This is a genomic window from Variovorax sp. PDC80 (assembly GCF_900115375.1).
Classification (GTDB): domain Bacteria; phylum Pseudomonadota; class Gammaproteobacteria; order Burkholderiales; family Burkholderiaceae_C; genus Variovorax.
On the sequence record NZ_FOWG01000002.1, the window covers coordinates 771,325 to 796,448 of the forward strand.

At 67.9% G+C, this 25,124-nt stretch carries 23 protein-coding genes; 9 read left to right on the forward strand and 14 right to left on the reverse strand.

The window, feature by feature from the left end; all coding sequences use genetic code 11:
- Positions 1–198: 198 nt before the first annotated feature.
- From BM109_RS09110 to BM109_RS09140, 7 genes are all read left to right on the forward strand, one after another.
- A complete protein-coding gene (locus tag BM109_RS09110) occupies positions 199–1,206 on the forward strand; it encodes a D-2-hydroxyacid dehydrogenase family protein (protein WP_093342231.1) in 1,008 nt (335 codons plus the stop codon).
- 4 nt (positions 1,207–1,210) lie between these two features.
- Complete coding sequence (locus BM109_RS09115; protein ID WP_093342232.1) at positions 1,211–2,368, forward strand: MFS transporter; 1,158 nt, start codon at positions 1,211–1,213, stop codon at positions 2,366–2,368.
- A gap of 168 nt (positions 2,369–2,536) precedes the next feature.
- On the forward strand, positions 2,537–4,057 hold the full coding sequence (locus tag BM109_RS09120) for a 3-hydroxyacyl-CoA dehydrogenase (protein ID WP_093342234.1): 1,521 nt from the start codon (positions 2,537–2,539) through the stop codon (positions 4,055–4,057).
- An 8-nt stretch (positions 4,058–4,065) separates the two neighbouring features.
- Positions 4,066–4,845 (forward strand): oxepin-CoA hydrolase, alternative type, encoded by a 780-nt coding sequence (locus BM109_RS09125; RefSeq protein WP_057596382.1) that lies wholly within the window; start codon positions 4,066–4,068, stop codon positions 4,843–4,845.
- A 77-nt stretch (positions 4,846–4,922) separates the two neighbouring features.
- Positions 4,923–5,642: a Crp/Fnr family transcriptional regulator gene (locus BM109_RS09130; protein ID WP_093342235.1), complete on the forward strand. Its 720-nt coding sequence runs from the start codon at positions 4,923–4,925 to the stop codon at positions 5,640–5,642.
- 1 nt (position 5,643) lies between these two features.
- Entirely contained in the window at positions 5,644–6,732 is a 1,089-nt protein-coding gene (locus BM109_RS09135) for a phosphotransferase (RefSeq protein ID WP_093342237.1), read from the forward strand.
- Positions 6,733–6,904: 172 nt separating this feature from the next.
- Positions 6,905–8,176, forward strand: a complete 1,272-nt coding sequence (locus tag BM109_RS09140; protein WP_093342238.1) for an acyl-CoA dehydrogenase family protein — start codon at positions 6,905–6,907, stop codon at positions 8,174–8,176.
- Between the two features lie 69 nt (positions 8,177–8,245).
- On the opposite strand, the gene BM109_RS09145 is transcribed toward BM109_RS09140, so the two are convergent.
- The 5 genes from BM109_RS09145 to BM109_RS09165 all read right to left on the reverse strand — a co-directional run bounded on the left by BM109_RS09145 (position 8,246) and on the right by BM109_RS09165 (position 13,810).
- Entirely contained in the window at positions 8,246–8,728 is a 483-nt protein-coding gene (locus BM109_RS09145) for a GNAT family N-acetyltransferase (RefSeq protein WP_093342240.1), read from the reverse strand.
- On the reverse strand, positions 8,725–10,062 hold the full coding sequence (gene glmM / locus BM109_RS09150; protein WP_093342242.1) for a phosphoglucosamine mutase: 1,338 nt from the start codon (positions 10,060–10,062) through the stop codon (positions 8,725–8,727). Before glmM ends, BM109_RS09145 begins: the two co-directional genes overlap by 4 nt.
- A gap of 76 nt (positions 10,063–10,138) precedes the next feature.
- Complete coding sequence (folP, locus tag BM109_RS09155; RefSeq protein ID WP_093342243.1) at positions 10,139–10,975, reverse strand: dihydropteroate synthase; 837 nt, start codon at positions 10,973–10,975, stop codon at positions 10,139–10,141.
- 89 nt (positions 10,976–11,064) lie between these two features.
- Complete coding sequence (gene ftsH, locus BM109_RS09160; protein ID WP_057591678.1) at positions 11,065–12,987, reverse strand: ATP-dependent zinc metalloprotease FtsH; 1,923 nt, start codon at positions 12,985–12,987, stop codon at positions 11,065–11,067.
- Between the two features lie 160 nt (positions 12,988–13,147).
- Positions 13,148–13,810, reverse strand: a complete 663-nt coding sequence (locus BM109_RS09165) for an RlmE family RNA methyltransferase (RefSeq protein WP_093342245.1) — start codon at positions 13,808–13,810, stop codon at positions 13,148–13,150.
- A gap of 87 nt (positions 13,811–13,897) precedes the next feature.
- Here BM109_RS09165 and BM109_RS09170 point away from each other — a divergent pair, with 87 nt between their 5' ends.
- Both BM109_RS09170 and BM109_RS09175 read left to right on the forward strand, forming a co-directional pair.
- Entirely contained in the window at positions 13,898–14,377 is a 480-nt protein-coding gene (locus tag BM109_RS09170) for a YhbY family RNA-binding protein (protein WP_093342246.1), read from the forward strand.
- Between the two features lie 2 nt (positions 14,378–14,379).
- Positions 14,380–15,138, forward strand: a complete 759-nt coding sequence (locus BM109_RS09175; protein ID WP_093342248.1) for a glycosyltransferase — start codon at positions 14,380–14,382, stop codon at positions 15,136–15,138.
- Between the two features lie 13 nt (positions 15,139–15,151).
- Here BM109_RS09175 and BM109_RS09180 read toward each other — a convergent pair whose 3' ends face one another.
- The 9 genes from BM109_RS09180 to lpxA all read right to left on the reverse strand — a co-directional run bounded on the left by BM109_RS09180 (position 15,152) and on the right by lpxA (position 25,124).
- A complete protein-coding gene (locus BM109_RS09180; protein ID WP_093342249.1) occupies positions 15,152–15,571 on the reverse strand; it encodes a DUF4149 domain-containing protein in 420 nt (139 codons plus the stop codon).
- A gap of 11 nt (positions 15,572–15,582) precedes the next feature.
- Positions 15,583–16,062, reverse strand: a complete 480-nt coding sequence (greA, locus tag BM109_RS09185; protein ID WP_057591673.1) for a transcription elongation factor GreA — start codon at positions 16,060–16,062, stop codon at positions 15,583–15,585.
- Positions 16,063–16,126: 64 nt separating this feature from the next.
- Positions 16,127–16,996, reverse strand: a complete 870-nt coding sequence (locus BM109_RS09190) for a Kdo hydroxylase KdoO (RefSeq protein WP_093342250.1) — start codon at positions 16,994–16,996, stop codon at positions 16,127–16,129.
- An 8-nt stretch (positions 16,997–17,004) separates the two neighbouring features.
- Complete coding sequence (carB, locus tag BM109_RS09195; RefSeq protein WP_093342252.1) at positions 17,005–20,253, reverse strand: carbamoyl-phosphate synthase large subunit; 3,249 nt, start codon at positions 20,251–20,253, stop codon at positions 17,005–17,007.
- Positions 20,246–21,454, reverse strand: a complete 1,209-nt coding sequence (gene carA / locus BM109_RS09200) for a glutamine-hydrolyzing carbamoyl-phosphate synthase small subunit (protein WP_093342253.1) — start codon at positions 21,452–21,454, stop codon at positions 20,246–20,248. Before carA ends, carB begins: the two co-directional genes overlap by 8 nt.
- A gap of 232 nt (positions 21,455–21,686) precedes the next feature.
- On the reverse strand, positions 21,687–22,472 hold the full coding sequence (locus BM109_RS09205; protein ID WP_093342255.1) for a TrmH family RNA methyltransferase: 786 nt from the start codon (positions 22,470–22,472) through the stop codon (positions 21,687–21,689).
- A gap of 4 nt (positions 22,473–22,476) precedes the next feature.
- Positions 22,477–23,193 carry a ribonuclease HII gene (gene rnhB, locus BM109_RS09210; protein ID WP_093342257.1) on the reverse strand — a complete coding sequence of 239 codons (717 nt, stop codon included), beginning with the start codon at positions 23,191–23,193 and terminating at the stop codon, positions 22,477–22,479.
- Positions 23,165–24,325, reverse strand: coding sequence for a lipid-A-disaccharide synthase (lpxB, locus tag BM109_RS09215; protein WP_093342258.1), 1,161 nt, complete (start codon positions 24,323–24,325; stop codon positions 23,165–23,167). The genes rnhB and lpxB overlap by 29 nt, the downstream gene beginning before the upstream one ends.
- A gap of 10 nt (positions 24,326–24,335) precedes the next feature.
- On the reverse strand, positions 24,336–25,124 hold the full coding sequence (lpxA, locus tag BM109_RS09220) for an acyl-ACP--UDP-N-acetylglucosamine O-acyltransferase (RefSeq protein WP_093342260.1): 789 nt from the start codon (positions 25,122–25,124) through the stop codon (positions 24,336–24,338).

A 25,124-nucleotide genomic window follows, 5' to 3' on the forward strand; every position in this document is an offset into this window, starting at 1 on the left:
CTCAGGGGTGTGAAGAAACCATAGCAGCCGGTTTGTTCACACCCTGTCGGGAAGGCGGTGCCGACCTCGCCCCTTTGCCCGCCTTTGCCCCTGCTTCTCCTGCCTTTGCCCCCGTTTTCACCCCTTTCGGGGCCCAGGGGCCGTATCCAAACGTTCAACGGCGCGCCGATTCCATGCTGCGAGGCACAATGGCATGCCATGAATATTGTGATCCTCGACGATTACCAGGATGCGGTGCGCAAGCTGCACTGTGCTTCGAAGCTCGATGCCTACGCAGCCAAGGTCTACACCAACACCGTCAAGGGCATCGGTCAACTCTCGGTGCGACTCAAAGACGCCGACGTGATCGTCCTGATCCGCGAGCGTAGCCAGATCTCGCGCCAGCTGATCGAGAAACTCCCCAAGCTCAAGCTGATCTCGCAGACGGGCCGCGTCAGCAGCCACATCGACGTGGCCGCGTGCACCGAGCGTGGCGTGGCGGTGGCCGAGGGCTCGGGCTCGCCGCAGGCGCCGGCCGAACTGACCTGGGCACTGATCATGTCGGCGATGCGCCGGCTGCCCCAGTACATCAGCAACCTCAAGCACGGCGCCTGGCAGCAGTCGGGACTCAAGTCGGCCTCGATGCCGCCCAATTTCGGGCTCGGCTCGGTGCTCAAGGGCAAGACGCTCTGCGTCTGGGGCTATGGCCGCATCGGCCAGCTCGTGGCGCGCTACGGCCAGGCCTTCGGCATGCAGGTCGTGATCTGGGGCCGCGAGGCGAGTTGCGCCAAGGCGCGCTCCGACGGCTTCCAGGTGGCGCAGAGCCGCCAGGAGTTCTTCGCGATGGCCGATGTGCTGTCCGTGCACCTGCGGCTCAACGACGAAACCACCGGCCTGATCACGCTCGAGGACCTCTCGCGCATGAAGCCGACCTCGTTGTTCGTCAACACCTCGCGTGCCGAGCTGGTCGAGCCCGATGCGCTGCTCGCCGCGCTCAACCGCGGCCGCCCCGGCCTGGCGGCGATCGACGTGTTCGAGAGCGAGCCGCCGCTGCAGGGCCATGCGCTGCTGCGCCTCGAGAACTGCATCTGCACGCCGCATATCGGCTACGTGGAGCAGGAGAGCTACGAGATGTACTTCGGCCAGGCCTTCGACAACGTCGTGAGCTTCATCAAGGGCAACCCCACCAACATCGTCAACCCCGGCGCGTTGCAGGTCCGGCGGTGAAGCCGTGAGCCAGCCGGCGCCGAGGGGCGCACTCTGGGCGCTGCTCGCCGGCAACTTCGTGATCGGCACCGGGGTGATGGTGGTGCCGGGCACGCTCAATGAAATCAGTGTTTCGCTCGAGGTCAGTGCCGCCACCGCGGGGCAACTGATCACGGCCGCGGCCTTCGTCACCTGCCTCGGCGCACCGTTGCTCGCGGCCGCGGTGGCCGGCTGGGACCGGCGTCGGCTGCTGGCCCTCACGATGCTCTGGTACGCGGCCTGGCACGCGGTGTCGGTCTTCATGCCGAGCTTCGGCGCCCTGCTGCCCGTGCGCATGCTCGCGGTGATCGCACCGGCCATCTTCACGCCCCAGGCCGCCGCCTGCGCCGGCATGCTGGTGCCGCCCGAGCAGCGCGGGCGCGCGGTCACCTTCGTCTTCCTCGGCTGGTCGATGGCCTCGGTGCTGGGCCTGCCCATCGGCGCGCTGATCGGCGGCCATTTCGGCTGGCGCGCGGCCTTCCTCGCGATCTCGGCGCTCAGCGTCGTGAGCGCGGTCTCGGTATGGCTCACGCTGCCCGGCGGTATCCGGCCGGCTGCGCTCACGGCCGCGGCCTGGGCCCGCGTGCTGCGCAGCCCGGTGCTGATGGGTATCGTGTCGATCACCGCGCTGCAAGGCGCGGGCCAGTTCGTGCTGTTCAGCTACTTCGGCCCGATCCTCAAGCAGCGCTTCGGCGCCGATGCCACGGCGCTGAGCCTGATGTGGGGCTGGTTCGGCGTCTGCGGCCTGCTGGGCAACATGGTCGTGAGCCGCATCATCGACCGCGCGGGTGCCGGTCGCATGGTGCTGGCGACCACGGGCCTGATCGCATTGAGCCTGGCGCTCTGGCCGCTGGCGGACAGCCTGTTCTGGATCGCGGTGGTGGTCTCTCCCTGGGGACTGGGCTGCTTCTCGACCAACTCGGCCCAGCAGGCACGGCTGGTGGGCCTCGCGCCCGCGCTGGCGCCGGGCTCGGTGGCGCTCAACAGCTCGGCCATCTACATCGGCCAGGCCTTCGGCGCCGCGCTCGGCGGCTGGCTGCTCGCGCGCGACGCCATGCACTGGATGAGCTGGGTCGGGCTCGCGCTGCTGCTGGTCGCCATGGTGCTCAGCGTGAGCATCGACCGCAGCCGCCGGCCGGCCTGAACGGCGCGGCGAAACCCCGTCGCGCCGGCGCCCGCATGCCTCCCCGAGAAACACCGGGGAAACCCTTCTCCCGCCAGACTGCAAAATCGCTGCTGCAGCGGCCGGCGTGCGCGCACGCGCCAGCGGCCCGCCCGATACCTCTCAACCTTTGAAAAAACCCAGCCACACATGACAGTGAACTACACCCGGATCGGCGTCGTCGGCGCCGGTGCCATGGGCCGCGGCATCGCCCAGATCGCGGCCCAGGCCGGCAGCGAGGTGCTGCTGCTCGACAGCTTCGAGGGCGCCGCGGCGCGCGGGCGCGATGCCATCGTCGCCCAATGGAACAAGCTGCACGAGAAGGGCCGCATCGACGAGGCCACGCGCGACGCCCAGATCGCGCGCGTACGGATCGCCGAGTCGGCGCAAGCGCTGGCCGGCTGCGACCTCGTGATCGAGGCCGTGGTCGAGAACCTCGAGGTCAAGCGCAAGCTGTTCGCCGAACTCGAAGCCATCGTCACGCCCGGCGCCACGCTGGCCACCAACACCTCCTCGCTCTCCGTGACCGCGATCGCGTCCGGCCTCGAGCACCCCGAGCGCTTCGCCGGCTTCCACTTCTTCAACCCGGTGCCGCTGATGAAGGTGGTCGAGGTGGTGGCCGGCTTCAAGACCGCGCCCGAGGTCTGCAGCCGGCTCGCGGGCTATGCCGCGCAGATGGGCCACAGCGCGGTGCAGGCACAGGACACGCCCGGCTTCATCGTCAACCACGCCGGCCGCGGCTACGGCACCGAGGCGCTGCGCATCGTGGGCGAAGGCGTGGCCGACTTCGTGACCGTCGACCGCATCCTGCGCGAGCAGGCGGGCTTCCGCCTCGGCCCCTTCGAGCTGCTGGACCTGACCGCGCTCGACGTCTCGCATCCGGTGATGGAATCGATCTACCGCCAGTACTACGACGAGCCGCGCTACCGCCCGAGCGTGATCACCGCGCAGCGCCTCGCAGCCGGCGCGCTGGGCCGCAAGACCGGCGAAGGCTTCTATCGCTACGAGGACGGCGCGATGCAGCAGGCTCCCGAGGCACCGGCGCCGAAGCTCGAGACGCTGCCCGCGGTGTGGGTCTCGCCGCGCGCCGCGCGCCGCGCCGAACTGCTGCGTCTGGTCAACACGCTGGGCGCGCAGATCGACAGCGGCGCCTCCGCCGCGCCGCAGTCGCTGATCCTGGTCGCGCCGCTGGGCTTCGACGTGACCACGGTCGCGGCCGTCGACCGCCTCGACGCCACGCGCACCGTCGGCATCGACATGCTGATCGACGACGCCGCCAGCAAGCGCCGCGTGCTCGCCACCAACCCGGCCACCCGGCGCGACATGCGCGACGCCGCGCATGCCCTGTTCGCGCGCGACGGCAAGGCCGTGAGCGTGATCCGCGACAGCGGCGGCTTCGTCACGCAGCGCGTGATCGGCACCATCGTCAACATCGCGGCCGACATGTGCCAGCAGCGCGTGTGCACGCCGGGCGACCTCGAGACCGCGGTGCAGCTCGGACTCGGCTATCCGCGCGGCCCGCTGGCCATGGGCAACCTCTACGGCCCCACCAACATGCTCGAGGTACTGTTCAACATGCAGACCGTCTACGGCGATCCGCGCTATCGCCCGAGCCCGTGGCTGCGCCGCCGCGGCGCGCTGGGCCTGAGCCTGCTGCACGAGGAAGAGTGAGCCGCGACATGACCGCCGAACTCAAGAGCACGAGCGAAGGTCGCACCATGGTGCTGACGATCGCCAATCCCAGCCAGCGCAATGCGCTCGGTCCCGAGATCTATGCCGCGGGCATCGAGGCGCTCAACGGCGCCGAGAACAGCAGCGAGATCCGCAGCGTGGTCATCGTGGGCGAAGGCCCGTGGTTCTGCGCCGGCGGTTCGCTGCAGCGGCTGCAGGCCAACCGGCAGCGCGAGCGCTCGGTACAGGCCGAGAGCATCGAGGGGCTGCACAACTGGATCGATTCGATCCGCACCTTTCCGAAGCCGGTGATCGCGGCCGTCGAGGGCCCGGCCGCGGGCGCGGGCTTCTCGCTCGCGCTGGCCTGCGACTTCGTGGTGGCCGCGCGCGACGCGGTGTTCGCCGCCTCGTACAGCAACGTCGCGTTGTCGCCCGACGGCGGACTGAGCTGGCATCTCGCACAGATGCTGCCGCGGCAGCTCGCGAGCGAATGGCTGATGAACGGCGAGCGCATCGGCGCCGAGCGCCTGCATGCGCTGGGCCTCGTGAACACGCTGAGCGATCCGGGCCAGGCCCTGGCCGGTGCGCTCGCGCTGGCCGCCAAGCTCAACGAACGTGCGCCCAACTCGCTCGCGAGCATCAAGGAACTGCTGAGCGAAGGCCGCGGTGCCACGCTCTCGTCGCAGTTGAGCCAGGAGCGCGACCACTTCGTGCGCAACCTGCACCACGCCAATGCCGGCATCGGCATCGCCGCTTTCCTCGAGAAGAAGAAGCCCCAGTACGAGTGAGTACGCGTGACGGGCGGCGGCGCTTCGCGTCGCTCCCGTGACAACCCTACGCCTTTCAGTCGCCGACAGGACAGACCATGGACGACCCCATTCTTACCATCGAAGAACGTGAAGCGATCAACAGTGGTCGCTGGTTCTCTTCCCTCTCCCCTTCGCTCAGGCACGACATCCTCCGATGCGCATTCGTCAGACGGTACAAGGACGGCGACCTGATCGCCGCGCGCGGCGATCCGCCCGAGCACTGGATCGCCTGTGCCAGGGGCGCGGTGCGCGTGAGCTCCACGGCCGTCTCGGGCAAGCAGGTGACGCTGACCTACGTGGAGCCGGGCATCTGGTTCGGCGACGTGGCGATGTTCGACGGGGACCGGCGCACGCACGATGCCTATGCGCATGGCGACAGCACCATCCTGTGCGTGGCGCGCGCCGACTTCCAGAAGATCCTGGCCGCGCACGTCGAGCTCTACGAGGCGCTGATGCGCCTGCAGGCACGGCGCATCCGCACGCTGTTCGGGCTGGTGGAAGACCTCAACACATTGCCGCTGCGCGCGCGGCTCGCCAAGCAGCTCATCCACCTGGTGCGCAGCTACGGCGTGCCCAACCTGGACGACGGCAGCCAGATGCGCATCGGCCTGCAGCTGGCGCAGGAAGAACTCGCGCAGCTGCTGGGCGCTTCGCGCCAGCGCGTGAATCAAGAACTCAAGACCATGGAACGCGAGGACATCATCCGCATCGAGCCGGCCGGACTGGTGGTGCTCGATCGCGCGGCATTGATGCGCGTCTCGGAATCGGATCGATAGCATGAGCCAGGATTTTTCGAACTTCGTCGGCACCCGCGCGGTGTCGCAGCAGCACGCCTTCGACGTCGACGCGCTATCGGCCTGGCTCGAGAAGAACCTCGAGGGCTTCAAGGGTCCGCTCACGGTCGAGATGTTCAAGGGCGGCCAGTCCAACCCGACCTACAAGCTGGTCACGCCCACGCAGAGCTACGTGATGCGCGCCAAGCCCGGCCCGGTCGCCAAGCTGCTGCCCTCCGCCCATGCGGTGGAGCGCGAGTTCAAGGTGATGAGCGGCCTCGCCGGCACCGACGTGCCCGTGCCGCGCATGCACTGCCTGTGCGAGGACGAGGCCGTGATCGGCCGCGCCTTCTACGTGATGGAGTTCATGCAGGGCCGCGTGCTCTGGGACCAGTCGCTGCCGGGCATGGGCAATGCCGAGCGCGGCGCCATCTACGACGAGATGAACCGCGTGATCGCGGCGCTGCACACGGTGAAGTACGCCGAGCGCGGTCTCGCCGACTACGGCAAGCCCGGCAACTACTTCGAGCGCCAGATCGGCCGCTGGAGCAAGCAGTACGTGGCCTCGATCACGCAGCCCATCCCCGAGATGGACAAGCTCATGGAGTGGCTGCCGGCGCACATGCCCGCGAGCGCGCGCGACGAGAACATGACCTCGATCGTGCATGGCGACTTCCGGCTCGACAACCTGATGTTCCACGCCACCGAGCCGCGCGCGATCGCGGTGCTCGACTGGGAGCTGTCGACGCTGGGCCATCCGCTGGCAGACTTCAGCTACCACTGCATGTCCTGGCACATCTCGGGCGCGACCTTCCGCGGCATCGCGGGCCTCGACCACGCGAGCCTGGGCATCCCGACCGAGAGCGAATACATCCGCAAGTACTGCGAGCGCACCGGCCTCACCACGCCCGAGGCGCTGGCGCCCGACTGGAACTTCTACCAGGCCTACAACCTGTTCCGCATGGCCGCGATCCTGCAAGGCATTGCCAAGCGGGTCGAGGCCGGCACCGCATCGAGCGAGCAAGCCGTGGCCTCGGGCCGCGGTGCCCGTCCCATGGCCGAAATGGCCTGGCAATTCGCGCAGCGAGCATGAGCCTCCCGGCCTTTCACGTCGCCCCCCGGCATGTGATCCGCCGCCCCTCGCGGGGGAGGCCCGGCCCGCTCGTGCGCTCACGAAACGCACAACGCACCCTGTGCGCACACGGCCGTACCGGCGGCTAGGCACCACCCAAGCCGCCCGCCCTTCACCCCCAACGGAGACCCCCATGGATTTCGAATACTCGGCCAAGACCAAAGACCTCCAGAAGCGCGTCAGCGCCTTCATGGACGAGCACATCTATCCCGCCGAAGCCGAATACAGCGCCGAACTCGCCGCCAATACGGCAGCCGGCAAGCGCTGGACCGCGCTCAAGACCGTCGAGAAGCTCAAGGACAAGGCCAAGGCCCAGGGCCTGTGGAACCTGTTCCTGCCGGTCGACAGCGCGGCCGCCTCGGGCTATGACGGCGCCGGCCTCACCAACCAGGAATACGCGCCGCTGGCCGAGATCATGGGCCGGGTGCCATGGGCGTCTGAAGCCTTCAACTGCTCCGCGCCCGACACCGGCAACATGGAGACCATCGCGCGCTACGGCTCCGACGCCATCAAGGCACGCTGGCTCAAGCCGCTGCTCGAGGGCCAGATCCGCTCGGCCTTCGCGATGACCGAGCCCGACGTGGCCTCGAGCGACGCGACCAACATCTCGACGCGCATCACGCGCGAAGGCGACGAGTACGTCATCAACGGCCACAAGTGGTGGATCTCGGGCGCCGCCGATCCGCGCTGCGCCGTGTTCATCACCATGGGCAAAAGCGACCCCGAGGCACCCAAGCATTCGCAGCAGAGCATGGTGATCGTGCCGGCCGATGCCAAGGGCATCCGCATCGTGCGCCCGCTCAACGTGATGGGCTACGACGACGCGCCGCACGGCCACGTCGAGATGTACTTCGAGAACGTGCGCGTGCCGGTCGACAACATCCTGCTCGGCGAAGGCCGCGGCTTCGAGATCGCCCAGGGCCGCCTCGGCCCCGGACGCATCCACCACTGCATGCGCCTGATCGGCCTGGCCGAGCGCGCGCTCGAGCTGATGTGCCGCCGCGCTTCGTCGCGCGTGGCCTTCGGCAAGACCGTGGCCTCGCAGACCGTGACGCAGGAACGCATCGCCGAGGCGCGCTGCAAGATCGACATGGCCCGCCTGCTCACGCTCAAGGCCGCCTGGCTCATGGACGTGGCCGGCAACAAGGTCGCGAAGAACGAGATCGCGATGATCAAGGTGGTGGCGCCTTCGATGGCCTGCCAGGTGATCGACTGGGCCATGCAGGTGCATGGCGGCGGCGGCATGTGCGACGACTTCCCGCTCGCCTACGCCTATGCCGGCGCGCGCACGCTGCGCTTCGCCGACGGTCCGGACGAAGTGCACCGCAACGCGATCGCCAAGTGGGAGCTGGGCAAGTACGCGCCGGGCAAGGCCGAGGCGGAGATGCCGGTCACGCGCTTCTGAGCGAGCGCTTCCCCAAAAGCAAAGGGCGCGATCTTCGCGCCCTTTCTTTCTGCTGCCCGTGAAGAAGGCTCAGAGCTTCTTCTGCATGAACAGCGCGCTGCCGAAGGCCGGGTCGAGCTGGTAGTCGGCGAAGCCTTCGCGCTCGTAGGCCTTGCGCGCGGACACGTTGCCCGACAGCACCTCGAGCGTGAGCTTGCAGGCGCCGCGCGCGCGGGCCTCCTGCTCCACCTTTTCGAGCATGTGCTGCGCGAGCCGCTGGCCGCGGTGGCTGGGCGCCACGACCACGTCGTGCACATTCACCAGCGGGCGGCAGGCGAAGGTCGAGAAGCCTTCCACGCAGTTGATCAGTCCGACCGGTTGGCCGTCGTCGTAGGCGAGCACGCTGAAGGCCTGCGGCCGGGCCGCGAGCGCGGCCGGCAGGTCGGCGCGCACCTGCGCGCTCAGGGGCGTGCCGCCACCGGCCGGATCGCGCGCATAGCCGTCGAGCAGTTCGACGAGCGCCGCGGCCTGCGCGGCGTCGCGGTAGTCGGCGAGCACGACCTCGATCGTCACTTCGCGCCTTCCACCGTGGCCACGAGGCGCTTGGCGCTGGCCTCGGCCACCTGCGCGTCGCGTGCCTCGACCATCACGCGCAGCAGCGGCTCGGTGCCGCTGGCACGGATCAGCACGCGGCCGGCGTCGCCGAGCTCGGCCTCGATGCGCTTCGTTTCGCTGGCCAGGGCCGCGTTGTCCTTCCAGTTCTGGCCGGGCGCCAGGCGCACGTTGATCAGCGTCTGCGGGAACAGCGTCACGCCGTCGAGCAGCTGCGCCACGCTCTTGCCGCTGCGCACGCAGGCCTGCAGCACCTGCAGCGCGCTCACGATGCCGTCGCCGGTGGTGTGGCAGTCGAGCGCCAGCAGGTGGCCCGAGCCCTCGCCGCCCAGCAGCCAGCCGTGCTTCTCGAGCTCTTCGAGTACATAGCGGTCGCCGACCTTGGCGCGCACGAACTCGATGCCCTGCCCGCGCAGCGCCACCTCGACCGCCTTGTTGGTCATCAAGGTGCCGACCACGCCGGCCGGCTTGTTGCCGCGCGCGATGCGCTCGGCCACCATCAGGTAGAGCAGCTCGTCGCCGTTGAAGAGGCGACCACTGGCATCGACAAGCTGAAGCCGGTCGGCATCGCCATCGAGCGCGATGCCGTAGTCGGCCTTCTGGGCCGTCACGGCGGCGATCAGGGCTTCGGGGTGCGTGGCGCCGAAGCCGTCGTTGATGTTGAGGCCGTCCGGCGTGCAGCCGATGCTCTGCACCTCGGCACCCAGCTCGTGGAACACGTCGGGCGCCACCTGGTAGGCCGCGCCATGGGCCGCGTCGACCACCAGCTTCAGGCCGCGCAAGGTGAGGTCGTTGACGAAGGTGCTCTTGCAGAACTCGATGTAGCGGCCGGCCGCGTCGTTGAGGCGGCGCGCCTTGCCCAGGCCGGCCGACTCGGCCCATACCGGGTCTTCCTCGAGCGCGGCTTCCACCGCGAGCTCCCACTCGTCGCTGAGCTTGGTGCCCTGCGCGCTGAAGAACTTGATGCCGTTGTCGGGGTAGGCGTTGTGGCTCGCGCTGATCACCACGCCGAGGCTGGCGCGCTGCGCGCGCGTGAGGTAGGCCACGCCTGGGGTCGGCAGCGGGCCGAGCAGCACCACGTCGACGCCGGCCGAGTTGAAGCCCGATTCGAGCGCCGACTCGAGCATGTAGCCCGAGATGCGGGTGTCCTTGCCGATCAGCACGGTGGGCCGGGCCTCGGTCTTCTTGAGCACGCGCCCCACCGCATGCGCGAGGCGCAGCACGAAGTCGGCGGTGATCGGCGAACGACCGACGGTGCCACGGATGCCATCGGTGCCGAAGTACTTGCGAGTCATGTTCTTGTCTTTGCTTTGGATGTTTGAAGGAATATTTCTGGGGAAACCTGGCCCGGCTGCCGTGGCGATCCGATGGCTATGCGGCGGCCTTCATCGCGCGCCAGACCGCGAGCGCGGCAACCGTGTCGCGCACATCGTGCACGCGCACGATGGCAGCACCATGATCGACCGCGAGCACGGCGGCTGCCACGCTGGGCACCGTGCGCTGCGCGGCCTGCTCGATGCCGGTGACGGCGCCGATCGAGGACTTGCGCGACCAGCCCAGCAGCAGCGGATGGCCAGCGCCGAGCAACTCGCGCTGCCGTTCGAGCAGCGCGAAATTCTGCGCCACGGTCTTGCCGAAGCCGATGCCGGGGTCGAGCGTGATGCGTTCGGGCGCAATGCCGAGCACGGCCAGGGCGTCGAGCTGCGTGCGCCAGAAGTCCAGCACCTGCGGCACGACCTCGCCGTCCATCGGCGCGGCCAGCATGGTCTGCGGATCGCGGTGCATGTGCATCAGGCAGATGCCGCACGACGGATGCGCGGCGACCGCCTCGCGCGCGCCGGGCTGGCGCAGCGCCCAGATGTCGTTGACGATGTCCGCGCCGAGATCGAGCACCGCGCGCATGACCTCGGGCTTGTAGGTGTCGATGGAGACCGGTACGTTGAGCTTCACCGCCTCGCGCACCACCGGCAGCACGCGCGCCAGTTCGGCCTCCAGCGGCACGGCGGGACTGCCGGGCCGGGTGGATTCGCCGCCGATGTCGAGGATGTCGGCGCCCTCCTCCAGCAACTGCTCGCAGTGGCGCAGCGCGGCCGCGGTGGAGGCATGGGCGCCGCCGTCGGAGAAGGAGTCGGGCGTGACGTTCACGATGCCCATCACGCGCGGCTGCGCGAGGTCGATCGTGAAGCGGGAGGTCTGCCAGGCGGACATGGTTGGGAGCGTCGTCATGCGGCTGCGACGGCCCGAACATGGAAAACGGGGCCTGAGGCCCCGTTGCTGTTTGATGCCAGACGCACTTCTCAGGCGGCGGTCGGCGAAGGTTCCGGATTCACGGCCGGCGTGCCGCCGTTGCCGCCACCGTTGCTGCCCGAGGGGGGCGTGCGCGGCGTCCAGTCCTTGGGCGGGCGCGGCTCCTTGCCGGCCATGATGTCGTCGAGTTGCTCGGAGTCGATGGTTTCCCATTCGAGCAAGGCCTTGGCCATCGCATGCATCTTGTCGCTGTTCTCTTCGATCAGGCGACGCGCCAGCGCGTACTGGTCGTCGATGATGCGGCGCACCTCGGAGTCGACCTTTTCCATGGTCTGCTCGCTCATGTTGGTGGTCTTGGTGACCGAGCGGCCCAGGAACACTTCGCCTTCGTTCTCGGCATAGACCATCGGGCCGAGCGCATCGCTCATGCCGTACTTCATGACCATGTCGCGCGCCAGGTTGGTGGCACGTTCGAAGTCGTTGCTCGCGCCAGTGGTCATCTGGTGCATGAACACTTCCTCGGCGATGCGGCCACCGAACAGCATGCTGATCTGGTTCAGCATGTACTCGCGGTCGTAGCTGTAGCGGTCCTGCGCTGGCAGGCTCATGGTCACGCCGAGGGCGCGGCCGCGTGGAATGATCGTGACCTTGTGGACCGGGTCGCACTTGGGCAGCAGCTTGCCGATGAGGGCGTGGCCGGACTCGTGGTAGGCCGTGTTGCGGCGCTCTTCCTCGGGCATGACCATGCTCTTGCGCTCGGGGCCCATGAAGATCTTGTCCTTGGCCTTCTCGAAGTCCTGCATCTCGACCACGCGCGCATTGCGGCGGGCGGCCATCAAGGCGGCTTCATTGCAGAGGTTGGCCAGGTCGGCACCCGACATGCCGGGCGTGCCGCGCGCGATCACGCTCGGGTTCACGTCCTGGCCCAGCGGGACCTTGCGCATGTGCACGCCGAGGATCTGTTCGCGGCCGCGGATGTCGGGCAGCGTGACATAGACCTGGCGGTCGAAACGGCCCGGACGCAGCAGCGCGGCGTCGAGGATGTCGGGACGGTTGGTCGCGGCCACGACGATCACGCCGAGGTTGGTTTCGAAGCCGTCCATCTCGACCAGCATCTGGTTGAGGGTCTGCTCGCGCTCGTCGTTGCCGCCGCCGAGGCCGGCACCGCGCTGGCGGCCCACCGCATCGATTTCGTCGATGAAGATGATGCAGGGCGCGTTCTTCTTGGCGTTCTCGAACATGTCGCGCACGCGGGCCGCGCCCACGCCGACGAACATTTCGACGAAGTCGGAACCCGAGATCGAGAAGAACGGGACCTTGGCTTCGCCGGCGATCGACTTGGCCAGCAGGGTCTTGCCGGTGCCGGGCGGGCCGACCAGCAGCAGGCCGCGGGGAATGCGGCCGCCGAGTTTCTGGAAGCGCTGCGGGTCCTTGAGGAAGTCGACGACTTCGCGCACCTCTTCCTTGGCCTCGTCGCAGCCCGCGACGTCGGCGAAGGTGACGGTGTTGTTGTTCTCGTCCATCATGCGCGCCTTGCTCTTGCCGAAGCTGAAGGCACCGCCCTTGCCGCCGCCTTGCATCTGTCGCATGAAGTAGACCCACACGCCGATCAGCAGCAGCATCGGGCCCCAGCTGACCAGCAAGGTCATGAGCAGGGAGCCCTCTTCACGCGGCTTGACGTCGAACTTGACGTTGTTGGCGATCAGGTCGCCGACCAGGCCGCGGTCGAGGTAGGTGGCCGTAGTGCGGATCTTGCGGTCGTCGTTGGTGATCGCGACGATCTCGCTGCCGCCCTGGCCTTCCTGGATCGTGGCGCTCTTGATGCGGTTGCCGCGGACTTCCTCGAGGAAGTCCGAATAACCGATATTGCCTGCGCCGGCGGCGCCGCGGGTGTCGAACTGCTTGAACACAGTGAACAACACCATCGCGATGACAAGCCAGACGGCAACCTTGGAAAACCACTGATTGTTCAAACGAAGCTCCAGTCGAAAGCGCGTGACGGGAAGATGAAAATACGCGCTTGGGTACGCAGTTGCGCCCCATTTTAGGCTTTTCAAGCTGCGAAAAGCTCGGATTTCCCTAAAGCAGCCATAGCCTGACAAGGGTTTGGGCGGTTTTCGGTATCAACGCGTATCAGACGCCGGTTTTCAGGCCGATTCCGACCATGAAGGTCTCGGACGATCGGTCGCGCGAAGCCTTCGGTTTGAACGGCTTCACGATGCGGAAATGGGCCTTGAACAGCTTCACGAGCTGGTCGTAGCCGCTGCCGTGGAACAGCTTGGCCACCAGCGCCCCCTCGGGCTTGAGGTGGTGCTGCGAGAAATCGATGGCCAGCTCGATCAGGTGGGCGATCCGCGCCGCGTCGGCCGACTCGATGCCCGAGAGGTTGGGCGCCATGTCCGACACCACCACGTCGGCCTTCCGGCCGCCGAGCGCCTCGGTGAGCTGCGCCAGCACGCTGTCCTCGCGGAAGTCGCCCTGCAGGAAGTTCACGTCCTCGATCGGCTCCATCGGCAGGATGTCGATCGCCACGATGGTGCCCTCGAGCGCCCCCGTGGCGGCCCCGCCCGGCGACATGCGCCGGCGCACGTACTGGCTCCAGGCGCCGGGCGCCGATCCGAGGTCGACCACCAGCTGACCGGGCTTGATGAGGCCCAGCGCCTCGTCGATTTCCTTGAGCTTGTAGGCCGCGCGGGCGCGGTAGCCCTCCTTCGTGGCCAGTTTCACGTAGGGATCGTTGATGTGGTCGTGCAACCACGCCTTGTTGACTTTGTTGGGCTTCGCCTTGGTGCTCATGGATTGGCCTGGGTGCCGGGCCCCGGTTTCTTCGGGGGTCGGCGGCTCGGCTCGTGGAGGTGCTGATCTACGTCCGATAATACGGGGATGCCCGCCATTCAACTTACCCCTGCCGAGCGCAAGGTGCACCGCGCCGAAGCTCACCACCTGGATCCGATCGTCATGGTCGGTGGCGACGGGCTCACCCCTGCCGTGAAGAAAGAGGCCGATGCGGCCCTCAAGGCCCACGGCCTCATCAAGGTGCGCGTCTTCTCCGACGACCGCGCCGCGCGCGAAGCGATGCTGCAGGAGCTGGCCGACGAGCTCGATGCCGCCCCGATCCAGCACATCGGCAAGCTGCTGGTGCTGTGGCGTCCGAAGCCCGAGAAGGAACGCGTCGTCGACGAGGACCGCATGCCCGGCCCGCGCGACGTGAAGATCGTCAAGTACAGCAAGCGCGGCGGCCAGCGCCCCGAGATCAAGACCCTGCGCGTGCTCGGCAACCAGCGGCTCACGCCCGGCGGCACGATCAAGCGCGCCAAGGCCAAGCGGCCGCTGTCGGCCAAGAAGCGCAACCAGGCGGACTGAGCTTGGCGCCAGCACAGGGCGCCACGCGCCACATCCTCTGCATGAAGTGGGGCACCAAGTACGGCCCCGAGTACGTCAACCGCCTCTACGCCATGGTGCGCCGCCACCTGAGCGGCGATTTCCGCTTCGTCTGCCTGACCGACGACGGCCAGGGCGTGCGGCCCGAGGTCAGCTGCCTGCCGATCCCGCCGCTGAACCTGCACCTGGCGCCGGGCCAGCGCGACGGCGCCTGGAAGAAGCTGACGACCTTCGAGGCCGACCTGCACGGACTGCGCGGCACCGCCCTCTTCCTCGACCTCGACGTGGTGATCGTCGGCAGCCTCGATGCCTTCTTCGAGCACCCCGGCGACTTCCTCATCATCCGCGACTACGACCGCTTCTGGCGGCGCGGCCGCATCACCGGCAACTCGTCGGTCTACCGCTTCGAACTCGGCGCGCACGCCGACGTGCTCGGCTATTTCCGCGCCAACCTCGACAAGGTCCAGGCCGAGTACCGCAACGAACAGACCTACCTGTCCGACGTGCTGCACAAGCAGGGCAAGCTGGCCTACTGGCCCGACGGCTGGTGCCCGAGCTTCAAGTACCACGGCATCCCGGCCTGGCCCTCCAACTACTGGAAGGCGCCGTTCGTGCCGCAGGACGCGCGGATCATGGTGTTTCACGGCGAGGTCAACCCGCCCGATGCGCTGGCCGGCCGGCGCAACCGACGCTTTCGCTACATCCGCCCGGCGCACTGGGTCGCCGAGCACTGGACCGAATAGGTCCTTCCTGGCCTCAGCGCGGCCGCTGGCCGCCGCTCATGCGCCAGAGCAGCACGCTGGTACACAGCCACTGCACCAGGTACATCCCGCTGCCCACCGAGTGCCAGAGCTTGAGGTTGTCGCGCGCCACGATGCGCGGCGCCACGGCGTACTGCTGCAGCAGCGCGAGCAGCATGGCGGCCAGCACCAGGAACAGGGCCGTCAGCACCGGCGGGGTCATGCCGTCGTCGGCCTTGGCGCGGAAATGGATCAGCAGGATGAGTCCGCACAGCAGCGCGATCCAGCTCTGGGCCTCGAACAACTGCGCCGCGAAGTTGCCCGCCACCGAGGGATTGCCGAGCCGCGCGAACAGCATCGGCACGACGAGAAAGCCGATGGTCGTGAGGCTGCCCCACCAGAGGGCGGCCAGCATCAGCGCGACACGGTCTTTCATCGCGATGCCGCTCAGAGGTAGCTGACCGCCACGATCTCGTAGCGCTTGAGGCCACCGGGCGTCTGCACCTCGACGCTGTCGCCCTCTTCCTTGCCGATCAGCGCGCGCGCGATCGGGCTCGACACGTTGATCAGGCCCTGCTTCAGGTCGGCTTCGTCCTCGCCCACGATCTGGTACTTGACCGGATCGCCGCTGTCCTCTTCCTCGAGCTCGACCGTCGAGGCGAACACCACCTTGCCGCCGGCATCGAGCTCGGTCGGGTCGATCACCTGCGCGGCCGAGAGCTTGCCCTCGATCTCGATGATGCGGCCCTCAATGAAGCCCTGGCGGTCCTTGGCGACTTCGTACTCGGCGTTTTCGCTGATGTCGCCCTGGGCGCGTGCCTCGGCGATGGCATTGATGATCGCGGGCCGCTCCACCGTCTTGAGGCGGCGCAGTTCGTCGCGCAGCTTCTCCGCGCCGCGCTTGGTGATGGGGATGGTTGTCGCCATATATCGTTCTCCATAAAGCGAAACCGCCGAACGCTGCCGTTCGGCGGTCGATGGGGGAAGGCTCTCAAACGAGAGGTCGTCCGGTCAGCCGGCTCAGGATGGCGAGCGGGCTCGAAGCGGGATTGTATTGCTTCGCCGCGTCCAGGTGCAGGGTCTGTTCGAGCATGTACTGCCCGGCCATCACCGCGTGCGAGGTCTGGTCGGAGAAGCACACCCAGACCGAGCCGGGCGGGAACTCGGCGTTCTCCTGCGGCGAGGTCTTCTGGTAGTCGAGGTCCGACTTCATGCCGTCGTGCAGCTGCAGCATCAGGTGGTCGTATTCGCTGCGGAAGGACTTGGTCACGTGCAGCGCCTGCAGCAGCCTGGCCTGCCAGCGCGCATAGGGCTTGGCGCGTGGCAGGAAGCGGCGCGCGATGTCCTCGAAGGGCTCGCCCACGCGCCACACGCGCGGCGCGCCATCGGGATTGACGTTGGTGAACACGCGCAGGATGCGCTCGCCGTAGTTGGGCCGCGAGGGAAAGGCGTCAACGTGCAGCCGCCGGTCGTCGGCGCGCCACGACTGCACGCGCGTCTCGACCTGCGCCGGGCGGTAGCTGGTGGGCGCGAGCCGCAGCGCGGGCACGTAGTGCGGCAGCAGCCCATGGATGAGCTGCTGCGCCTGTGCGCGAAAGCGCCCGACCATGCCGGCCGCAAGCCGTTGCACCGCCTCGTCGCCCACGGCGCCTTTGAGCTTGCCGTTGGCATCGAGGCTGATGTTGCGCACGTCGGGCGACAGCAGCGCAGGCGTGAGCAGCGCGCGTTCCTGCGGCAGCAGCTCGAAGCCCAGCCGCGGAAAGTACAGCACCTTGCCGGCCTCGAGTTCCGCGATCCACGCCTCGTTGGGCGTGGCCGCGCTCCAGTCGTTCAGCGCCAGTTCGACGAGCTGCGTTTCCATGGCGAGGCTCAGGCCGTGGCCAGCTGCGCGTGCATCTCCTGCACCGAGATCACGTCGAGGTCGTCCATGTAGCGCATGCCTTCGACCGCGGCTTCGGCACCGAAGATCGTGGTGAAGGTGGTCACGCGCGCCAGCAGCGCCGAGGTGCGGATCTGGCGCGAGTCGGTGATCGCGTTGCGGCGTTCCTCGACCGTGTTGATGACCAGCGCGATCTCGTTGTTCTTGATCATGTCCACGATGTGCGGACGGCCTTCGGTCACCTTGTTCACCGTCGCGCATTCGATGCCCGCTGCATTGATGGCCGCGGCCGTGCCCTTGGTCGCGATCAGCACGAAACCGAGCTGCGACAGGCCGCGCGCGACTTCGACCGCGCGCGTCTTGTCGTTGTTCTTCACCGAGATGAAGACCTTGCCCGACTTCGGCAGGTGCGTGCCGGCGCCGAGCTGCGACTTCACGAAGGCCTCGCCGAAGGTCTTGCCCACGCCCATCACCTCGCCGGTCGACTTCATCTCGGGGCCGAGGATGGTGTCCACGCCCGGGAACTTGACGAACGGGAACACGGCCTCCTTCACGCTGAAGTACGGCGGCGTGACTTCCTTCGTCACGCCCTGCGACGCGAGCGATTGGCCCGCCATGCAGCGTGCCGCCACCTTGGCGAGCTGGATGCCGGTGGCCTTGCTGACGTAGGGCACGGTGCGCGAAGCGCGCGGATTGACTTCGAGCACGTAGATCGCGTCCTTGCCGTCCTTCTGCTGGATCGCGAACTGCACGTTCATCAGGCCGACCACGTTCAGTGCTTTGGCCATCGCGGCGCTCTGGCGCTTGAGCTCGGCCACGGTCTCGGCCGACAGGCTGTAGGGCGGCAGCGAGCAGGCGGAGTCGCCCGAGTGCACGCCGGCCTGTTCGATGTGCTCCATCACGCCGCCGATCAGGGTCTGGCCCTCGGCGTCGCGCAGGCAGTCGACGTCGCATTCGACGGCGTCGTTGAGGAAGCGGTCGAGCAGCACCGGCGAGTCGTTGCTGACCTTGACCGCCTCGCGCATGTAGCGCTCGAGGTCGCGCTGCTCGTGCACGATTTCCATTGCACGGCCGCCGAGCACGTAGCTCGGGCGCACCACCAGCGGATAGCCGAGGGCCGCGGCCTTCTCGAGGGCTTCGGCTTCGGTGCGCGCGGTGGCGTTGGGCGGCTGCAGCAGCTGCAGTTCGTGCAGCAGCTTCTGGAAGCGCTCGCGGTCTTCGGCCGCGTCGATCATGTCGGGCGAGGTGCCGATGATCGGCACGCCGTTGGCCTCGAGGTCGAGCGCGAGCTTCAGCGGCGTCTGGCCGCCGTACTGCACGATCACGCCGACCGGCTTTTCCTTGTCGACGATCTCGAGCACGTCCTCGAGCGTGAGCGGCTCGAAGTACAGGCGGTCCGAGGTGTCGTAGTCGGTCGACACGGTCTCGGGATTGCAGTTGACCATGATCGTCTCGTAGCCGTCCTCGCGCATCGCGAGCGCGGCGTGCACGCAGCAGTAGTCGAACTCGATGCCCTGGCCGATGCGGTTCGGACCGCCGCCGAGCACCATGATCTTCTTCTTGTCCGTCGGATCGGCCTCGCACTCGTCCTCGTAGGTCGAGTACATGTAGGCGGTGTTGGTCGCGAACTCGGCCGCGCAGGTGTCGACGCGCTTGTAGACCGGGCGCACGCCCAGGGCGCGGCGCTTCTCGCGAATGGCCGTGTCCGTGGTCTTCAGCTGCTTGGCGAGCCGGCGGTCGGAGAAGCCCTTCTTCTTCAGCGCGAGCAGCGTGTCCTTGTCGATGTCGTCGAGCGACTTGGTTTCTAGCTCGAGCTCGATCTTCACGATCTCCTCGATCTGCACCAGGAACCACGGGTCGATCTTGGTCAGCGCGAACACTTCGTCGACGCTCAGGCCCATCGCGAAGGCATCGCCCACGTACCAGATGCGCTCGGGTCCGGGCTCGCCCAGTTCCTTCTCGAGCACTTCGCGGTCCTGCGTCTTCTCGTTCAGGCCGTCGACGCCCACCTCGAGGCCGCGCAGGGCCTTCTGGAACGATTCCTGGAAGGTGCGGCCCATGGCCATCACCTCGCCCACCGACTTCATCTGCGTCGTCAGGCGCGAGTCGGCCTGCGGGAATTTCTCGAAGGCGAAACGCGGAATCTTGGTGACCACGTAGTCGATCGAGGGCTCGAACGACGCGGGCGTGGCGCCGCCGGTGATCTCGTTGCGCAGCTCGTCGAGCGTGTAGCCCACGGCCAGCTTGGCCGCGACCTTGGCGATCGGGAAGCCGGTGGCCTTGGAGGCCAGCGCCGACGAACGCGACACGCGCGGATTCATCTCGATGACGACCATGCGGCCGTCCTTCGGGTTGATCGAGAACTGCACGTTCGAGCCGCCGGTGTCGACGCCGATCTCGCGCAGCACGGCCAGCGAGGCGTTGCGCAGGATCTGGTATTCCTTGTCGGACAGCGTCTGCGCGGGTGCCACGGTGATCGAGTCGCCGGTGTGCACGCCCATCGGGTCGAGGTTCTCGATCGAGCAGACGATGATGCAGTTGTCGGCCTTGTCGCGCACGACTTCCATCTCGTACTCTTTCCAGCCGAGCAGCGATTCCTCGATCAGCAGCTCGTTGGTCGGCGAGGCTTCGATGCCGCGCTTGCAGATGGTCTCGAACTCGTCCGGGTTGTAGGCGATGCCGCCGCCGGTGCCGCCGAGCGTGAAGCTGGGACGGATCACGGTCGGGAAGCCGAGCGTCTTCTGCACGGCCCAGGCTTCGTCCATCGTGTGCGCGATGCCCGAGCGCGCCGACCCGAGACCGATCTTGGTCATCGCGTCCTTGAACTTCAGGCGGTCCTCGGCCTTGTCGATGGCTTCGGGCGTGGCGCCGATCAGCTCGACCGGCTTGCCCGTGGCCGCGCCCTGGTACTTGTCGAGCACGCCGTTGCGCCAGAGGTCGAGCGCGCAGTTCAGCGCGGTCTGGCCGCCCATGGTCGGCAGGATCGCGTCGGGGCGTTCCTTGGCGATGATCTTCTCGACCGTCTGCCAGGTGATCGGCTCGATGTAGGTGACATCGGCCGTGGCCGGGTCGGTCATGATCGTCGCGGGGTTGCTGTTGATCAGGATGACCTTGTAGCCCTCCTCGCGCAGCGCCTTGCACGCCTGCACGCCGGAGTAGTCGAACTCGCAGGCCTGGCCGATGATGATCGGGCCGGCGCCGATGATGAGGATCGATTTGAGGTCTGTCCGCTTAGGCATGCTCTTTCTCCGTCTTTTCCGTATTGTTCTTTTCCATGAGTGCCGTGAAGCGATCGAACAGGTAGCCGATGTCGTGCGGGCCGGGCGAGGCTTCGGGGTGGCCCTGGAAGCAGAACGCCGGCTTGTCGGTGCGGGCCAGGCCCTGCAGCGTGTTGTCGAACAGGCTCACATGCGTGGGACGCAGGTTCGCCGGCAGCGACTTCTCGTCGACCGCGAAGCCGTGGTTCTGGCTCGTGATGCTGACGCGGCCGCTGTCGAGGTCCTTGACCGGGTGGTTCGCGCCGTGGTGGCCGAACTTCATCTTGAAGGTCTTCGCGCCCGAGGCCAGCGCCATGATCTGGTGGCCCAGGCAGATCCCGAAGGTCGGGATGCCGGTTTCGATCAGTTCCCTGACCGCGCTGATCGCGTAGTCGCAGGGCTCCGGGTCGCCGGGACCGTTGGCCAGGAAGATGCCGTCCGGCTTGAGCTTGAGCACGTCGGCCGCGGGCGTCTGGGCCGGCACCACGGTGATGCGCGCGCCGCGCTGGGCGATCATGCGCAAAATGTTCTTCTTGACGCCGTAGTCGAAGGCCACGACGTGGAAGCGCGGCGTGATCTGCACGCCATAGCCCGGCTTGCCGTTCGAGTTGGCGAGCTTCCACTCGGTCTCGGTCCACTCGTAGGTCTGCTGCACCGACACCACCTTGGCGAGGTCGAGGCCGGCCATGCTCGGCGCGGCCTTGGCGGCGGCGATGGCCTTGTCGATCAGCGCCTGGGTGACCGCTTCCCCTTCGGCCAGTCCCAGGATGCAGCCGTTCTGCGCGCCGTGCGTGCGCAGGTGGCGGGTCAGCTTGCGGGTGTCGATGTTGGCGATGGCGACGGTCTTGCCTTCCACCAGGTACTGCGACAGCGTCGCGGTATGGCGGAAGTTGGAGGCGATCTGCGGCAGGTCCCGAATGATGAGGCCCGCGGCATGGATCTTGTCGGCTTCGATGTCCTCGGGATTGACGCCGTAGTTGCCGATGTGCGGATACGTGAGCGTCACGATCTGCTGGCAGTAGCTCGGGTCGGTGAGGATTTCCTGGTAGCCGGTCATCGCGGTGTTGAACACCACTTCACCGACGGTGGAGCCGGTGGCTCCGATCGAGTTGCCTTGAAAGACCGTGCCGTCTGCGAGCGCCAGGATGGCGGGCGGGAAACTTCCCTTGAGAGACAAAAGCACTGGGTTCTCCGGATGGTTACGGTCGCCCGGCATCCAGGGCTTTGAAGCCTTGGGACTGCTGCTTAAGGGGAAGATGGCGTGGAATGCGGCCGGGCGACGCTGATTTGCGAGTAAGCCCCCGATTGTAGCCCGGCGGCCGTCGCCTCTTGCCTCGCGGGGCATGAAGATTCGCTTGCCCGTACACCAGCCATGCGTCAATGGCATGAACCCGGCGGGCAACTGAGAATGTTTCTTATCTTTTCAGGGTGGCCGCGCCGCTGGCGTGCAGGCAGATGGCGGCGGCCGCGGCCACGTTGAGCGACTCCTCGCCCCCGGGCTGCGCGATGCGGATGTGGTGCGTGGCCAGCGCCTCCAGCGCGGCCGACACGCCCTGCCCTTCATGGCCCAGCAGCCAGGCGCAGGGATGCGGCAGCTTCGCCTCGTGCAGCCAGTCGCCGCGGTGCGAGCTGGTGGCGACCAGCGGCACCGCCAGCGCCTCGAGCGCCGCGGCATCGACGCCCTCGATCAGCCGCAGGCCGAAATGGGCGCCCATGCCAGCGCGCAGCACCTTGGGCGACCAGAGCGCCGCCGTGCCCTTGAGCGCGATCACCTGCTGGAAGCCGAAGGCCGCGGCACTGCGCAGCACGGAGCCGACGTTGCCGGCATCCTGCAGCCGGTCGAGCACCACGGTCGGCGCCTCGGGCAGCACCGCGGGCCGTTCGGGCAGCTCAAGCAGGAAGCCCATCGGCGCCGGCGATTCCAGCCCGCTCGCCGCCTTCAGCAGTTCGTCGTCGACGACCACCGTCTTGGCGGCGTCGCGCGACCATTCGGTGGGCGCCTGCGGCCAGAACGACAGCGAGAACACGGCCACCGCCGGCGTCACGCCGCGTGCCAGCGCCGCGCGGCACAGATGGTCGCCTTCGAGCCAGATGCGACCCAGCTTGCGGTAGGCGCCCGGATCCTGCGCCAGCTTGCGCAGGTCCTTGAGCAATGGGTTGTCGCGCGAGCTGATGCGGCTCGGGCCGGCGGGCGTGGTCATCGGATCAGGGCGCCGGGCGCAGTTCGATGGCCACGACCTGGGCCTGCACCGACACAGCGGGCAGCGGCGATTCGACCTGGACGACCGGCACGGTCGGCGCCATGCGCGCCAGCGCAGCCGCCACCGGACTGAACGAGCGCCGGTGGTGCACGCAGGCGCCGTGCTGCAGCAGGGCCTCGAGATGCTCGGGCGTACCGTAGCCCTTGTGGCCCGCGAAGCCGTAGTGCGGAAACTCCTGGTGCAATTGCTCGCAGAGCCGGTCGCGGTGCACCTTGGCCAGGATCGACGCGGCCGAGATCGCCTTCACGCGCGCGTCGCCTTTGACGATGGCCTCGGCCAGCACGTCGAGCTGGGGCAGCCGGTTGCCGTCCACCAGCACCTTGGTCGGCTTCAGGCGCAGGCCCTCGACCGCGCGGCGCATCGCCAGCATGGTCGCCTGCAGGATGTTATGGGTGTCGATCTCCTCCACGCTGGCCTGCGCGATCGAGCAGCACAGCGCCTGGGCCATGATCTGGTCGTGCAGGCGCTCGCGCTGCAGCGCGGTCAGGGTCTTGGAGTCGGCCAGGCCGCGGATCGGGTGCTGGTCGTCGAGGATCACGGCCGCGGCCACCACCGGCCCGGCCAGCGGACCGCGTCCCGCTTCGTCCACGCCCGCCAGCAGGCCGGGCGCGTCCCAGGCCAGGGGCGCCTGTTCAGCCTTCAAGAACTTTCTGGATCGCATCGGCGCACAGTGTCGGCGTATCGCGCTGCAGTTGCACGTGGAGTTCGGCGAAACGCGCCTCGAGCGCGCGCACCCGCTCGGGGGCGTCGAGCCATTCGAGCGTGGCCTGGGCCAGCGCCTCGGGCGACGCGGCCTCCTGCAGCAATTCGGGCACCACGAAGTCGCGGCACAGGATGTTGGGCAGCCCGACCCATGGCTGGAGCTGCTTGCGCTGCATCATCCGCCACGAGAGGCTGTTCATGTTGTAGGCGATGACCATCGGCCGCTTGAACAGCGCCGCCTCGAGCGTGGCGGTGCCGCTGGCGATCAGCGTGACGTCGCAGGCCGACAGCGCGGCATGCGACTGCCCGTCGAGCAGCGTCACCGCATCGCCCAGGCCGCTGGCCTTCAGCAGCGCCTCGACCTCGGCGCGCAGCCCCGGCAGGATCGGCGCCACGAAGCGCAGCGCGGGCCGCGCCTTGCGCATCAGCGCGGCGGCCTCGAAGAAGCGGGCCGCCAGGTAGCGGACCTCGGAGCGCCGGCTGCCCGGCAGCAGCGCCACCACCTGGGCGTCGGGCGCGAGGCCCAGCGAGGCACGCACCGCCGCGCGGTCGACCGTCATGGGAATCACATTGGCCAGCGGATGCCCGACGTAGCTCGCCTGCACGCCCTGCGAGGCCAGCAGCTCGGGCTCGAACGGGAAGATGCACAGCACGTGGTCGGCCGCGGCGCGGATCTTCTCGATGCGCTCGGGCCGCCAGGCCCAGATCGACGGGCAGACGAAGTGCACCGTCTTCATGCCGCGGCCGCGCAGGCCGGCCTCGAGGTCGAGGTTGAAATCGGGCGCATCGACGCCGATGAAGAGCTCCGGCCATTCGCGCAAGAGCCGCGCCTTGAGCTGGCGCCGGATGCCGGCGATCTCGGCGTAGTGGCGCAGCACCTCGATGTAGCCGCGCACCGCGAGCTTTTCCTGCGGCCACCAGCTCTCGAAACTGTGCGCCAGCATGCGCGGGCCGCCGATGCCGGCGGTTTGCAGATCGGGCCAGCGCGCCTGAAGGCCGTCGAGCAGCAGACCCGCGAGCAGGTCGCCCGAAGCCTCGCCCGCGACCAGCGCAAAACGGCGCGGTTCGGGCCGCTGTGCGTCCTTCTGCATCGCCCTCACCTCAGCGCGCGATGCCGCGCGTCGAGTTGGCGATGAAGGATTCCATCAACGCGATGTCCTCGGCCGCTTCCGGCATCTCTGCGGCCAGCGCGGCGATGCCCGCGCGTGCCTCGTCGAGCGTCTTGCCTTGGCGGTACAACAGGCGATGCATCTGCTTGACCGCCGCGAGCCGCTGGGCCGAGAAGTCGCGCCGACGCAGCCCCACGATGTTGAAGCCGCGAACCGCCAGCGGATTGCCGTCGACCAGCATGAAAGGCGGCACGTCCTGCGACACCGCGCTGGCGAAGCCGACCATCGCGTGGGCACCGATCGAAACGAACTGGTGAATGCCCGTCAACCCGCCGATCGTGACCCAGTCGGCTAGGTGCACATGACCGGCCAGCGTGGTCTGGTTGGCCAGCGTCGTGTGGTTGTCGACATGGCAGTCGTGCGCGATGTGGGTGTAGGCCATGATCCAGTTGTCGTGGCCCACGCGGGTCACTCCACCCGCCCCCGGCACGCCGAGGTTGAAGGTGCAGAACTCGCGGATGAGATTGCGGTCGCCGATGACCAGCTCGGTCGGCTCGCCGGCGTATTTCTTGTCCTGCGGGATCGCGCCGAGCGAGGCGAACTGGAAGATCCGGTTGTCGCGGCCGATGGTGGTCCGCCCCTCGATCACGCAGTGCGGGCCGATGGTCGTGCCCGCACCGATACGCACGTGCGGGCCGATCACGGTATAGGGACCGACCGCGACCGACGGGTCGAGCTCGGCCTTGGGATCGACGATGGCCGTCGGATGAACCTGCGTCAT